Below are 15,576 nucleotides of genomic sequence, written 5' to 3' on the forward strand. Positions count from 1 at the left end.
CCTCGCGTGTCCGGCGAGGTCAGCCGGCCCCCGAAACCGCCTGCATCTCAGCTGGTTCCGCGTCGGGCAGCTGTCCGACGAGGTACTCGGCCAGCCCGCCGATCGTCGGATAGTCGAACACCGCGGTCGCGTTGATAGTGAACGCGCCACCGAACTGGCTGTGCAACCGGTTGCGCAGTTCGATCGCCATCAACGAATCGGTTCCGAGGTCCAGGAAGCGGCTGGTCGCCGCGGGCGGCTGGGCCAACCGCAGGAAGCCCTGCACCTCGCGTTGCAGGAACTCGGTGACGAATGCCGCGCGTTGCGGCACCGGAATCTCCTGCAGCTGACGCAGTAATTCGCTGTCGCCGACGGTTTCGCCTTCGGGACGGGGCAGCACGAGGTCCAGGATCGGCGGTCGGGCCGCACCCAACAGCTTCGCGGCCCGTTGCCAGTTGGCCTTCACGACGGTCGCCTGGCCGGTGCCGTTCGCCACGACTTCGCTGAGCGCGTTGAGCGCGGCCGACGGCGGCAGCGGCACCAGGCCTTGGGCGTTGAGGTTGGCGCGCACGGCTTCCGACGACGCCATGCCGCCCTCGGCCCACGGCCCGAAGTTGACTGCGGTGGCCGGCAAGCCCTCGGCGCGGCGCCGCGCGACCAGGCCGTCGAGCAGCGCGTTGGCCGTCGCGTAGTTGGCCTGCCCAGGTGAGCCGAAGACACTCGACACCGACGAGGAGACGATGAAGAAGTCGAGATCGTCGGCCCGCGTCAACCGGTCCAGGTGGTATGCACCGAAGGCCTTGGGGCGCAACGTCGTCCGGAAGCGGTCGAGATCCTGCTGGGACAGCAGGGCATCGTCGAGCACCCCGGCCAGGTGCGCCACACCGGCCAGCGGCGGCAACTCCGCGCGGATCCGGTCGAGTAACCGTGCCACCTCGGCCTCGTCGCCGACGTCGGCGGCGAAGACGTGGATGCGGCACTTGTAGCGTTCGGTGATCTCGTCGATCGCGCGCTGCGCGTCCGCGCCGGGTTCGCGACGGCTGGTCAGCACGATGTCGCCGGCCCCGAGCTGCGCCAGGTACCCCGCGGTGTGCAGACCGATCGCCCCGAGGCCGCCGGTGATCAGGTAGCTCCGATCGGGCCTGGGCTGCAACGGGTTCGGGATCTGAAGCACGATCTTGCCGATGTGGCGGGCCTGCTGCATGCGCCGGAACGCTGCCCTCGCCTCGGTGATCGGGTAGATCTCGGCCGGAAGCGGTGTCCACTCGCGGGTGGCCATCCCGTCCGAGACTTCGATCAACAATCGCTTGACGTGGTCAGGATTCTGCAAGGCGGTGAGATCCAATGCGATGATCTCGTAGGCGATATCGGGTCGGGCGGCCGCCATCTGCTCGGGTGTCCAGATGTCGCGCTTGGCGATCTCGGCGAAGCGACCGTTCTGGGCGGTGGCCCGTACGGTAGCTTCCACGAAACCCTCATTGGTCAGGCTGTTGAGTACGACGTCAACGCCCGCACCATCGGTGTCGGCCAGGATCTGATCAGCGAAATCCGTTGTACGCGAATCGTAGACATACTTCACGCCCATCTTGCGCAGCGTTTCACGCTTGTATTTGCTGGCGGTTGCGAACACGATCGCGCCGTGCTGCTGCGCCATCTGGACCGCGTAGAGTCCGACGCCACCGCTGGCGGCGTGGATGAGAACGCGATCGCCGGCCTTCAACTGCGCCCAGTCGAACGCGAGCCGAACCGTCAGCGCCGCGGCGGGAATCGTCGCCGCCGCAACCGCGCTCAGCCCGTCTGGCACCGGCGCGACCAGCTGCGCCGGCACGTTGAAGCGGCTCGCGAACGCGCCTTGCATGAAGCCGTAGACGTGTTGGCCCACCTCGAGGCCGGTCACACCGTCGCCCACGTGTGTGACCACGCCGGCGAAGTCGCCACCGATCGGCCCCGGGTCGCCGGGGTACAGGCCGAGAACATTGAGCACATCGCGGAAATTCAGCCCAGCGGCCTGCACACGGACCTGCACGTAGCCCGCTGCCGGTGGGGACAGCTCGGTTTCGGATAGCCGCAGATTGTCGATCGCACCGCGTTCGGTGGGCGCAAGGACGTACTCCGAGGACCGCGGCACCGTGAGGTGGCCGCTTCGCGCCCAGGGCAATAGTCGGGAAGCCAGTAACTTCCCTTGACGCAGAGCGAGTTCCGGTTCGCCTACCGGTGCCGCCAACAGACTGGTTACCGCGCGCACCGCTTCCGGCGTGCCGTCACAGTCGACGAGCGTGCAACGTAGCGCCGGCTCCTCGTTGATCGTGGTGCGCCCGAGCCCCCACAGTGCCGCCTGCGCCGGGTCGACGGGCTCACCGGATTCAGTGGCCACCGCTCGTTCGGTGACGATCCACAGACCGTTCGGCAATTTCGCCTCACCACGTGCAACGGTGTGCACCGCGTCGAGGAGGTCGGCGATGTCGGCTTCGATCCGGGCTGCCGCGTCGGTGTTCGACTCTCCCGGCCGCGGCGGGGTTGCCCGCCATACCGCACCGGAGAAGGGAATTCCGCGTCCGTGCGCGTCGGCCAACTGTCGGCCCAGCGGTTGCGCGTCGGTCCGCCGGTCGTAGGCGATACAGCCGGGCAGCGCAGCGGCCAGCTCGTCGAATCCCGCGACCAGCCAGGTACCTTCGGGTCCGGCCGCGTCGGTGTCGGGCAGCGGTACCTCGTGCCAGCCCAGGGTGTACAGCAGCCGGGTGGCATCGCCACCGAGGCCCCGCAGCAGCGCCTCACGAGGTGCGCGTTTGACGGTGAACTCCCTGATGCCGCCGAGCGGACGCCCGTCCCGGCTGACGAAGTCCAGGTCGAAAACATATGTTTCGCTGGTGATTTCACCTGTGCGCCACCGAGCGCGGCAGTAGAACCGGCGCGGCATCTTCTCACGAAGAGTCACCTGCCCATACCGCAGCGGCAGGAACAGGTCGTTGACGCCTTGTTCGATCGCCAGCTCCGATGGGAACGCGGGGAAGGTGACGCCGGTGCACAGATCCATCAGCACCGGATGCATCGGCTCGTCGCCGAGTTGTTCGGTCAACTCTTCGCCGACGAACAGGTCGCCGATGGCCTCACCCTCGGTGAACCACAGCGATTTCAGGGAACCGGACCAGGTCGGTCCCCACGCCAGCTCCATGTCGGCGAAGGTCTCGAACAGATCCTGCGGGCGCATGCGGTTGCACCGCTCGATCGCCTCGTCGATCGGATCCTCCGACGCCGGATGGTCACCGACACCGCTCACGACCGTTCCGTCGGCGTTCAACGACCATTCGCCGCCGCGTTCCCCGAACGGGCGGCTGTGCACCTGGAAGCGCCATTCGTCACCATCTCCCTCCGGCCGCAAGGTCAGCTGGACCTCGCGAGAAGCCCTCTCGGGCAGGATGATCGGTTCGTAAAAGATGACGTCGCGCACCTGCGCCGGTGCGCCGACCGCCGCGAGCGCCATCGCCGCATACGTCGCCCCGGGGACGACGACGGTCCCGTAGATGACATGGTCGGCCAACCACGGCTGTGACCTCACTGACAGCCTGCTGGTGAAGACGGTGTCGCCCGAGGCGAGTTCCTTCGCGCTGCCGAGAAGCCCGGACGCAGCGGCGCTGCTGGCCCCTTCGACAGGGATGCCGGAGGTCCTTGGCCAGAACCGACGCCGCTGGAATGGATAGGTCGGCAGTTCCAGGCGGCGACGCGGCTTGGGGTGCAACGCCGCGAAGTCCGGTCGCAGGCCACCGACATATGCCGCGGCCAGTGCGTCGGTGATCTGGCGCCGATCGGCGACGCCCTTGCGGAGCGAGACGATCGGACGTGGCGCGGCCACGTGCTCCGGCCACACCTGCACCGCGGCGCCGGTGAGTACCGGTTGCGGGCCTATTTCGATCAGCACCGAGCATCCCAGCGCCGCCACCGTGCGCACGCTCTCGGCGAACTGCACCGGTTGGCGCGAATGGCGCCGCCAGTACTGGGCGTCCAAACTGGCGTGGCCGGTCAGCACGGCCCCGGTGCGATTGCACACCAGCGGGATGGTCGGCGCGGCGAACTCGAATTGCGCTGCGTACGACTCGAACTCGTCGAGTACGGGATCCAACAGCTCGGAGTGGAAGGCATGGCTCGTTTCCAGAGCCGTGCAGCGGATACCCTCGCCCGTGAACCGGTCGACGATGTGTTCGACGTCGTCAGCGGGTCCCGACACCACCGTGTTGGGGCCGTTGTACGCGGCGACCGACACCCGCGGGTATTCGCCGACGATGTCCTCGACCTGTTTGGCATCGGCGAACACCGCCGCCATCCGCCCGCCCTCGGGCAGGCTGCCGAACAACCGTCCGCGCTCGGCGATGAGCCGGGCGCCGTCCTCGAGGCTGAACACCCCTGCCACACACGCGGCTGCGTACTGGCCAACGCTGTGCCCCAGCACGACGTCGGGTTCGATGCCCCACGACTGCCACAGCCGGGCCAGTCCCATTTCGACGGCGAAGAGCGCGGGCTGCGCGTACGACGTGTGCCGTAGGGCGGACCCGGTTTCCCGGTCGGCGGCAAACAGCACCTCGAGCAGCGGCTTCGGCAGGAGCCCGTCGACCGCATCCGCGCAGCGCTTGACGGTGTCGGCGAAAACCGGCTCGCTGTCGAACAATTCACGCGCCATGCCGGGGTACTGGCTGCCCTGCCCGGTGAACAGCCACGCGGTGGTCGGCGCATCGGCGCACTCACCGCGGAGGACGCCGGGACGGCTTCGGTTGTCGGCCAGGTCGGTCAGCAGCTCACCGGCGCTCTGCACCGAGTCGACCACCAGTGCGCCCCGATGCTCGAAATGCGACCGGCCGACACCGGCCGTGTAGCACACGTCGGCGATGTCGACCTTGGGGTTCGTGTTCAGCCAGTCGCCGTATCGCTGCGCCGACGCCACCAGCGCCTCTGGCGACCGCGCCGACAACGGCAACACCTGAAGCGGCTCGCGGAGATCGGCCGGTTCGGCCGGAGGACCGTCCGACGAGTATTCGTCCGCGGTGGCCGACTGTGGCGCCTCTTCGACGATCACATGCGCGTTGGTGCCGGTGAAACCGAAGGAGCTCACGCCCGCCCGGCGCGGCCTGCCGTTGGTCTGCCACGGTCTGGCCTGGTCGACCACCCGAACCGGCAGGGCGTCCCAGGGGATGTGCGGGTTGGGCTCCTGGAAGTGCAGGCTTTGCGGGATCGCCTCGTTCTGCAAGGACAGCACGACCTTGATCAGGCCCGCGGCCCCCGAAGCCGACTCGGTGTGCCCGATGTTCGTCTTCACCGAGCCCATCAGGAGTGGGCGGTCGGGATCGCGCGAGGCGCCGTAGACGGCCGCGGCCGCCTGCACCTCTATCGGATCGCCCAGTGGCGTGCCGGTTCCGTGCGCCTCGAGGTAATCGACGTCAACACCGGTCAGGTTTGCGCGTGACAGCGCCATGCTGATAAGCCGTTGCTGCGCACCACCGTTGGGCACGGTCAGACCGCTTGAGGCACCGTCCTGGTTGACTGCGCTGCCGGGGATGACGGCGCAGATCCGGTCGCCGTCGCGCTCGGCGTCACTGAGCCTCTTGAGCACGAGCATGCCGCAGCCTTCGCTGCGCACGTAGCCGTCGGCGGAGGCGTCGAAGGTCTTGCACCGCCCGACCGGCGACAGCATCCGGGCACGGGACGCGGCGATCACCGTGACCGGGCTCAGCAGGACGTTCACCCCGCCGGCCAGGGCCATATCGCAGTCACCCGAGCGCAATGCCTGGACGGCCTGATGGACGGCCACCAACGCCGAACTGCACGCGGTGTCGACGGCCACGGCCGGTCCCTCCAGGCCGAGGGCGAAGGCGACCCGACCAGAGACCGCGTTCAGCGCATTACCGGTGATGAAGTAGGGCTCGATCTTGTCGACGGACTCCGACGAGAGCAGGTGTGCGTACTCGTTGGCGGCGACCCCGGCGAAGATGCCGGTTCGGCTGCCTCGGAGGTTCGCGGGGGCGTAGCCCGCCCTCTCGAGGCCCTCCCACACGGTTTCGAGCATCAGCCGCTGCTGCGGCTCGATCCACACGGCCTCACGCGGCGAGATGCCGAAGAACTCGGGATCGAATCCGTCGATGCCGTCGAGGAATCCACCGAACCGTGTGTACGTCTTCCCCACGGCTTCGGGGTCGGGGTCGTAGAACTCGTCGATGTCGAACCGGTCTTCGGGGACCTCCCGGATCGCGTCGACACCGCCGGACAACAGTTCCCAGAACGCCTCCGGGTTCGACGCGCCGGGGAAACGGCACGACACCGCGACGATCGCGATCGGCTCATCGGTGCGCGGCGGCGCAGTGACTTTCGCCGGCCGAGATTCCGGCTGGGCCTGCTTGGTCAGCTCGAGTACCTCCCCGAGCAGGTAGTCAGCGGCGTCGGACAATCGGGGGTGGTCCATCACCAGCGTGACGGGGATCTCTCTGCCGAGGCCCTGTTCCAGCCGTCGGCGGAGTTCGACAGCCATCAGCGAGTCCATGCCCAGGTCGAAGAACCCCGCGTCCTCGCGTATTTCCGCGGCGTCGACGCGGGTCACCTCCGCGACCGCGTCGCGCAGGTAATTGGTTATCAACCGTTTACGTTGTTGCGCAGGAGCTTTGGTGAGCCGCTCGACGAGCTCGGTCGGACCCGACTGTGCCGACGGCGCGGCAGCGGTCGACGCGGCGGACACCTCACGCTCCAACTCGGCCAGGAACCCGCGGCGACCCGCCTGCTGGTAGAGCGGCAGGAACCGGGCCCAGTCGATCCGGGCCACGACCCCCTGTGCCGAGGATGCCGACACGACATCGGCCAGGCCGGTGAGCGCCTCGGCGGGGGAAAGCGTCTGAACCCCACGCTGTTCCAGGCGGGCACGCGATTCCGCGTCGGCCATACCGGCCGACCACGGCCCGAAGTTGACGCTGACAGCGGGGACGCCCTGTTCACGCAGCCGCCAGGCGAGCCCGTCGAGGAATGCGTTGGCGGCGCCGTAGGCCGTCTGGCCGAAGCCGCCCCACACCGATGCGATGGAGGAGGTGGTGACGAAGAAGTCGAGGCCCAGGTCGGCGGCTGCCTCACTCAGATGCCATGCGCCCCAGACCTTCCCGGAGAAGACGCGGTCGACTTCGGCATCGTCGAGGCCGCCGAGCGGTGCGGTGCTGATTACACCGGCGGCATGGACGATCCCCGTCAGCGGCGGGAGCTCGGCGTCCACGGTGGCCAACAGGCGGGCGACGTCGTGCGCGTCGGCGACGTCGGCGGTGATGACACGCACATCGGCGCCGTGTTGTGCGGCCAGCGTGTCGATGCGCTGCCCGATCGCGTCGCTGGGTGTGTGCCGGCTGGTCAACACCAGGTGCTTGGCGCCGTGCGCGGCGAGATGGGCAGCGATCTCCAGCCCGATCGCGCCCAGCCCGCCGGTCACCAGATACGTTGCGTCGGAGCGCACGTGCAGTGATGCGGGCTGTTCCACCCGGCGAGTCAATCGAGGTACATAGACGTCCGTCCCGCGCAGTGCGAGCTGATCGTCCCTGACGCCGGAACCTTCGGACGCGGTGATCCGGGCGAGCAGACCAGACCATTCCTCGACGGTGCACTCCGCCAGGTCGGCCAGGCCGCCCCACACCTGCGGCAGCTCCAGCGACGCGGCTCGTCCGAAACCCCACAGGCAGCTTTGGTCGGGGACCACGCTGTCCGCCGCGGTGACCCGCTGTGCGCCGCGGGTGACGATCCAGACCGGCGCGCGCCGTTCGGCCGCGGCCGCGGCGCGAAGGAGCCGCCTCGTTCCGCCCAGCACGCGGTGCTGCATGCGCAACAACGACCGCATGGACGGTGCCGCGGGGGAGTCCAGCGCTGCGGCGTGCAGTATCCGCAGTGTCGGTGCGTCGGCACCCGCAGCGCGCAACGCATCCGTCAGCGCGGCCTCGTCGGCGTCGGTGGCCGGAAGACCGACGATCCGGAACTCCTCGCCCCGGGTCGTCAGCGCGTCGGTCAGTGGCCGGACGGTGTCGGGGTCATCGGCGACGACGATCCATTCGCATGCGGGACCAGCCGTCGTTGGCGCCGCAGCGGCTCTGTCCCAACGGATCTCGTAGCGATCGGCCACCGGTTCAGCGGCGTGGTCCTGCGCCGGCCCGTCGCTGCGGGGGCGTTGCCCGGCGGGCTGCCGGTCGTCGCGGAACCAGTACTCGCGGTGTTCGAACGGATAGGTGGGCAGATCGACCTTCCGCACACCCGGTCGGCGCAGGGCATCGAACGCCGGTAGATGACCCAGCACATAGGCGTCGGCGAGCGCTTCGGATATCTGCCGGTGGTCGGCAACGCCGGGCCGCAGGGACGCGATCGCTTTGGGCGCGGTGGCGGGGTCGGGCCATGCCGCCAACGCGGCGGCGGTGAGCACCGGCCGGGGCCCGATCTCGAGCAGCATCTTGCAGTTGATCTCGGCGAGCGTGCGCACGCTCTTGGCGAACTCCACCGGTTGACGCGCGTGCCGGCGCCAATAGGTTCCGTCGAGCTCGACACTCCTGCCGAGCGCGGCACCGGTGCGGTTGTCGATCAGGATCCGTTGTGGCGCAGCGAAACTGAACCGCTGCGCATACGACTCGAACTCGTCGAGGATCGGATCCAGCAAAGCCGAGTGGAATGCATGGCTGGTCTCGAGCCACTCACACCGGACCCCGTCGGCCGACAGGCGCGTGACGGCCGCCTCCAGATCCGCTCCTGGCCCGGAAAGCACGGTGTTGGCGCCGTTGTAGGCCGCGACCGACAGGCTCGGGAAGTCGTCGGTCAGGTTCTCGACCCGCTCGCTCCCGGCGAACACCGCGGCCATCCGCCCGCCCGCGGGCAGGCTGCCGAACAGCCGCCCCCGCTCGGCGATCAGTCGCGCACCGTCCTCGAGGTCGAACACCCCCGCGACGCAGGCCGCCGCGTACTGGCCAACGCTGTGGCCCAGCACGACGTCAGGCTCGAAACCCCAAGACTGCCAAAGCCGGGCGAGTCCCATCTCCACCGCGAACAGGGCGGGCTGCGCGTACGACGTCTGCCGCAGCGTCTCGTCGGCCTGCGGGCCTTCGACATCGAAAATAACGTCGAGCAAAGGCTTTTCGAGCACATCGGCAACCGCCGAAGCGCACCGCCGCATGGTGTCGGCGAACACCGGCTCGGTGTCGAACAGCTCGCGGGCCATGCCGGGGTACTGGCTGCCCTGGCCGGTGAACAGCCACGCCGACTTCGGCGGCTCGTAGCATTCCCCGCGAACCAGGCCGGGCGCCGGACGGTCTTCGGCGAGCGCACCGAGAAGTTCGGTGGCCGAGTGGGCCGAGTTGATCACCAGCGCGGCGCGGTGCTCCAGGTGGGCGCGGCCCGCACCCGCCGTGAAGCACACATCGCTGAGCGCGGCATCGGGGAATTCGGTCATCCAGGCGCGGTAGCGTTCGGCGGTCTGGCGCAGCGCGGCCGGTGTGCGCCCCGACAGCGGGAGGACGCTGAACCGCGGCGCCGTCTGCACCGCTTCCGGCGCGGCGGCGGGCACCTCGGGCGCCTCTTCGAGGATGACGTGAGCGTTGGTGCCCGCGAATCCGAACGAGCTCACACCGGCGATCCGCGGGCGGTCGCCGCGCTTCCACGGGACCGTCTCGGTGACCACCTCGACCGGTAGCCGCTCCCACGGGATGTGCGGTGACGGGTTCTCGAAGTTGAGGTGCTTGGGCAGCGATTCGTGTTCGAGCGCCAGCACGACCTTGAGGACGCCCGCGATGCCCGCAGCCGCCTCCAGGTGACCGATGTTGGTCTTCGCCGAGCCGATCAGCAGCGGGCGGTCGGCGTCGCGCCCGGCGCCGAACGCCGCACCAGCCGCCTGCGCCTCGATCGGGTCGCCCAGCGAGGTGCCCGTGCCGTGCGCCTCCAGGTATCCGACGTCGCCGGGCCGCACACCTGCGCGTACAAGTGCATCGGTGATGACCCGCTGCTGCGCAACGCCGTTCGGCACCGTCAACCCGCCGGATGCGCCGTCCTGATTGACTGCGCTACCGCGGATCACGGCCCGGATCCGGTCGCCGTCGCGGACCGCGTCCTCGAGGCGTTTGACGGCGATGACGCCGCAGCCCTCACCGCGCACGTAGCCGTCGGCAGCCGCGTCGAAGGTCTTGCATCGGCCGTCGGGGGCGAGCATCCGGGCGTTGGAGAACGTGATCATCGTCGCGGGCGTCAACAGCACGTTCACCCCGCCCGCCAACGCGAGGTCGCATTCGCCCAGGCGCAGCGCCTGGCACGCCTGGTGAATGGCCACCAGCGACGAGCTGCACGCGGTGTCGACGGCCACGGCCGGACCCTGCAAGCCCAACCGGTAGCTGATGCGGCCCGCCGCTGCGGCGTTGGACGTCCCGATCGCCATGTAGGCCTCGATCTCGGAGTACGTCAGCTCGTCGGAGGCCATGCCGAGGTAGTCATGGGTCGAGAGCCCCATGAACACGCCGGTGTTGGTCCCAGCCAGCGCCGTCGGCGCGATACCCGAGTGCTCGACCGCGCGCCACGCCGTCTCGAGCAGGAGCCGGTGCTGCGGGTCCATCATCCTGGCCTCGCGCGTGGACATCCCGAAGAACGGCGCGTCGAAGCCCGTCGCATCGTCGATGAAGCCCGCTCGGCGGGTCACCACCTTGCCCGGCGCCCCGGGTTCGGGGTCGAAGAAGTCGTCGGCGCTCCAGCGGTCGGCCGGCACCTCGGAGATCGCGTCGCGGCCATCGCGCAGCAGCTCCCAGAACTCGTCGGCGTCGCGTGCTCCGGGGAAGCGTGCCGCGTATCCGACGATGGCGAAGCGGGGCGTCGGGTCGTGATCCGCGACCAGTGCCATGCCGTTGCCCCCTTCTGCATCCGTGGCTGATCGGTGGCTGGGGGTCCCGACTCAGTGACGCTCCCGTAAATAAACTCCCTCGGTCCCCACTATTCCACTACTCCGGTTGGGATGCGATGGCTCCCCCGCCCGTTTTTCAGTCGCGCCACGGCCGCTCGCGAGGCGGGAGTATGTTGATCCGGCAGCGGTTCCTGACGGGTCAGGAGCTCGGCAAAGTAGGCGAACCTGTAGAGGACTGAGGTTTTGCGCATCGGCAAGATTACCGTTGGGGCGCTTGATGAATGGTCCCTCAAACCGGGTTCCGTCACGTCCTGGCATCCGACGCCCGCGGCCGCCGAAGCGGCGCGACGGGCGCCGGTCAGTTCGGTGCCGGTCAGCTATATGCAGCGCCAGCACCTCCGGAACTATTGCGAGCGGACCGCGGCGGGATTGAACTTCTCCCGGCAGATCATTGCGAGCTGCGAGGTCTCCGGCGAATGCGATATCGCGGCCATGGATCAGGCCGTGAACTCCTATCTGCGTCGGCACGACACATTTCGCAGCTGGTTCGAATACACCGATGACGGCGAATTCATCCGCCACGCGCTCGCGGATCCGTCTGCCATCGAATTCGTGCCGATCGACCACGGCAGGATGACGGCCGACGATATCCGCGATCACGTCGTCGGCATACCGAGCCCGTTGGAATGGGGCTGTTTCACCTTCGGAATCATCCAGCACGAGGACCATTTCACGTTCTTCGCGGCGATGGACCACATTCACGGCGACGCCACATTGATCGGCACGACGATGCTGGAAGCCAACGGGATGTATTCGGCGTTGAGCGGGGGCGGTGAGCCGCTCGAGCTGCCCGGGCCGGGAAGCTTCGACGAATTCTGTATCCGCGAGCGCGAACGCACATCCGAATTGACCCTTGATTCGCCCGAAGTTGCGGCATGGGTCGAATTCGCCGAAAGCAACGACGGCGGCTTTCCCGAATTCCCTCTGCCCCTTGGTAACCCGCGCGAGGCGACCAGCAGCGACATGACGTCGGAAGTGCTGATGACGCCCGCGCAGACGGAGCGCTTCGAAGCTGCCTGCGCGGAGGCGGGCGCGCGCTTTGTCGGGGGACTGTTCGCCTGCCTCGCCCAGGTCGAACACGAATTGACCGGTGCGCTCACCTATTACGGCCTCACGCCGCGCGATTCCCGTGCGGCAACCGATAATTTCATGACCCAGGGCTGGTTCACCGGGCTCATCCCGATCACCGTGCCGATCGGAGCGGCCTCGTTCGCCGAGGCCGCGTGGTCGGCGCAGGCCTCGTTCGACTCGAATTTGAATATGGCCAAGGTGCCGTATTACCGCGTGCTGGAATTAGCGCCCTCGTTGAATTGGCCGCGGCCGAATTTCCCCGTGTCCAATTTCTTCCATGCCGGGGCCGCACCGTTGAATGCGGTTCTGGCGGCCGCGGACATGGGGCTCGCGGACAATATCGGGATCTACCCCGACGGCCGATTCTCCTATCAGCTGACCGTCTACATATTCCGCTATGGCGAAGGCACCGTCATGGCGATCATGCATCCCGACAATGCGGTCGCCAGCAAATCCGTTGCACGCTATATGAACACGATGAGATCGGTGTGCGAACGCGTCGCCGACTCGGGACAGTGGGGGCGCGTCGCATAGCGTGGGGCCGGTCGAATTGAGGACGATATGCGTCGGCTAGCCGATCTCGTGGTGCGGTGGCCGTGGGTGGTCATCGGCGTCTGGGTCGCGATGGTCGTCGCGCTGCCGCTGGCGGTGCCGTCGCTGGGCGAGATGGCCCAGAAGCATCCGCTGGCGATCCTGCCCGCCGACGCGCCGTCGAGCGTCACCGCCGCCAGGATGGCCGAGGCGTTCGGTGAGTCCGGCAACGACGACCTGCTGCTGGTGGCGCTGATCAACGAGAACGGGCTGACGCCCGCCGACGAGGCCACCTACCGCAAGCTCGTCGACGCGCTGCGCGACAACGTCACCGACGTCGTATCGGTGCAGGACTTCATTGCCACACCACAGCTGCGACCGTTCCTGACCAGTCAAGACAAGACGACGTGGGTATTGCCGGTCAGCCTCGAGGGGGAGCTGGGCACACCGCGGGCGTTCGACTCCTTCAACCGGGTATCGGACCTGATCGAGCAGAGCGTCGCAGGAAGCTCCGCCACCGCGTACCTGACCGGGCCGGCGGCCACCGTCGCCGATCTCACCGTCGCCGGCGAGAACGATCGCCTGCCCATCGAGATCGCGATCGCGGTCATGGTCCTTTCAGTGCTGCTGCTGGTCTACCGCAACGTGGTCACGATGTTGCTGCCGCTGGTGACGATCGGATCGTCGCTGTTGATCGCGCAGGCCGTCGTCGCGGGGTTCTCCGAACTGACGGGCGCGGGCGTCTCCAACCAGTCCATCGTGTTCCTCAGCGCGATCATGGCCGGTGCCGGAACGGACTACGCCGTGTTCTTGATCAGCCGCTACCACGACTACGTGCGGTCGGGCGACGGCTGCGACCATGCGGTCAAGGCGGCGATGATCTCGATCGGCAAGGTCATCACCGCGTCCGCCGCCACGGTCGGCGTGACGTTCTTGCTGTTGAGCTTCGCGCAGATGGGGGTCTTCCGGACCGTCGGTGTGTCGTCGGCGATCGGCATCGGCATCGCTTACCTGGCGGGCGTGACCCTGCTCCCGGCGATCCTGGTGCTGGCCGGGCCGCGCGGCTGGGTGAAACCGCGGCGCGAACTGACCGCGCGGTTCTGGCGGCGGTCCGGTATCCGCATCGTGCGCAGGCCCGTGCCGCATCTGGTCGCCAGCCTGCTCGCGCTGACGCTGCTGGCCGGCATCGCCGTGTTCGCCGACTACAACTACGACGACCGCAAGGTGTTGCCGGCGTCGTCGCCGAGTTCGGTCGGGTACGCCGCGCTGGAAAGCCACTTCCCGGTCAACCAGTCCATCCCCGAGTACATCCTGATCCAGTCCCCGCACGACCTGCGGACGCCGCGAGCCCTCGCCGATCTCGAGCAGATGGCGTCGCGCGTGGCGCAACTGGAAGACGTCGGCCTGGTCAGCGGTATCACCCGCCCGGTCGGCGAGGTGCCGATGGAATTCCGGGCGACCTTCCAGGCGGGCATCGTGGGGGACCGGCTGGCGGACGGGTCCGCGCAGATAGGCCAACGCAGCGGGGATCTGAACAAACTCAGGGACGGGGCCGACACGCTCGCCGACAGCCTCGCCGACGTGCGTGGACAGATCGACGCGATCGCGCCCAGCATCCAGAACCTCGTCGACACGTTCTCCTCGGCGCGCACGCAGTACGGCGGTGACAAGCTGGTGCGTGACGTCGAGACCGCGGCCAAGCTCGTCGCGAGCATCAACGCGCTGGGCAACTCGATGGGCGTCAACTTCCGCGCGGTCAAGGACCTGTTCGCATGGATCGGCCCGGTACTGACCGCGCTGCAAGGCAATGCGGTGTGCGACGCCAACCCGTCCTGCGTCGACACCCGAATGCAGTTCCAGCGGTTGGTCGCCGCGCGTGACGACGGGAGCCTCGACGAGATCAACGGTCTGGCGCAGGAACTCCAAGGTGTCGAGGACCGCCAGACCCTCAACGAGGCGGTGGCCAAACTCAACGCCGCGATGGCCAGCGTCGCCCGGGCGGTCAACACGATGGGGTTGGACCAACCCGGCGGAGTGCAGCGCGGTCTGACCGACCTGCAGCGCGGTGCAAACCGCCTCGCCACGGGCAGCCGGGAAGTGGCGGGCGGGGTGGACCAACTCGTCGAACAGGTCAAGGTGATCGCCGCCGGGCTGAACGAGGCGTCGACCTTCCTGCTGACCATGCGCAGCAACGCCTCGGATCCCTCGCAGGCCGGCTTTAATATCCCGCCGGAAGTGCTGAACCTGCCGGACTTCAAAAAGGCGGCCGCAGCCTACATTTCGGCAGACGGCCGGTCCGTGCGATACCTGGTCCAGACCAAGCTCAACCCGTTCAGCGCCGAGGCGATGGACCAGGTGAATCAGATCCACGACGTCGCCCGCGGCGCACAACCGAACACCGCGCTGGCCGACGCGACGATCTCGATGGGCGGCTTCCCGGCGGCGCTGCGCGACACCCGCGACTACTACCAGCAGGACATCCGGTTCATCATCGCCGCGACCCTGATCGTCGTGCTGCTGACGTTGATGGTGCTGCTGCGTGCGATCATCGCGCCGCTCTACCTGGTGGGGTCTGTGGTGGTGTCGTACTTCGCGGCGCTGGGTATCGGGGTGCTCACGTTCCAGCTGCTCCTGGGCCAGGAATTGCATTGGAGCGTCCCGCCTTTGGCGTTCGTGGTGCTGATCGCGGTGGGCGCCGACTACAACATGCTGTTCGTGTCCCGATTGCGCGACGAGTCGCCGCACAGCGTCCGTTACGGCGTGATCCGAACACTGGGGTCGACGGGCGGGGTCATCACCGCGGCCGGACTGATATTCGCCGCGTCGATGGCCGGCCTGCTGTTCTCCAGCATCGGGATCGTCATCCAGGGCGGTTTCGTGATCGGGGTCGGAATCCTGTTGGACACGTTCGTTGTTCGCACCATAACCGTGCCCGCGGTCGCCGCGCTGGTCGGGCGTGCGAACTGGTGGCCGTCACGAGTCGCGGGCGTGCGGCGCCCCGCGGCGATGTCGTCAAGCCGAGTGGAAGCGGATACCTCGTGAGCCCGTCAGATTCCTCGATCCTG

General features: G+C 68.1%; 3 protein-coding genes. 2 read left to right on the forward strand and 1 reads right to left on the reverse strand.

The features are described from left to right. Positions 1-19: 19 nt before the first annotated feature. Positions 20-10,849: a type I polyketide synthase gene (locus AU072_RS11425; RefSeq protein WP_064413884.1), complete on the reverse strand. Its 10,830-nt coding sequence runs from the start codon at positions 10,847-10,849 to the stop codon at positions 20-22. Positions 10,850-11,092: 243 nt separating this feature from the next. Here AU072_RS11425 and AU072_RS11430 point away from each other — a divergent pair, with 243 nt between their 5' ends. Both AU072_RS11430 and AU072_RS11435 read left to right on the forward strand, forming a co-directional pair. Continuing rightward, on the forward strand, positions 11,093-12,514 hold the full coding sequence (locus tag AU072_RS11430; protein ID WP_064413885.1) for a condensation domain-containing protein: 1,422 nt from the start codon (positions 11,093-11,095) through the stop codon (positions 12,512-12,514). 27 nt (positions 12,515-12,541) lie between these two features. Then, positions 12,542-15,553 carry an MMPL/RND family transporter gene (locus tag AU072_RS11435; protein ID WP_064413886.1) on the forward strand — a complete coding sequence of 1,004 codons (3,012 nt, stop codon included), beginning with the start codon at positions 12,542-12,544 and terminating at the stop codon, positions 15,551-15,553. The last annotated feature ends 23 nt before the right edge of the window (positions 15,554-15,576 follow it).

The sequence above is a fragment of the Mycolicibacterium novocastrense genome (assembly GCF_001499835.1).
Classification (GTDB): domain Bacteria; phylum Actinomycetota; class Actinomycetes; order Mycobacteriales; family Mycobacteriaceae; genus Mycobacterium; species Mycobacterium novocastrense.

Excerpts from the sequence above, each read along its gene's own strand:
- AU072_RS11435 (WP_064413886.1), top strand. The coding sequence starts at position 12,542 with ATGCGTCGGCTAGCCGATCTCGTGGTGCGGTGGCCGTGGGTGGTCATC.
- AU072_RS11425 (WP_064413884.1), bottom strand. The coding sequence starts at position 10,849 with ATGGCACTGGTCGCGGATCACGACCCGACGCCCCGCTTCGCCATCGTC.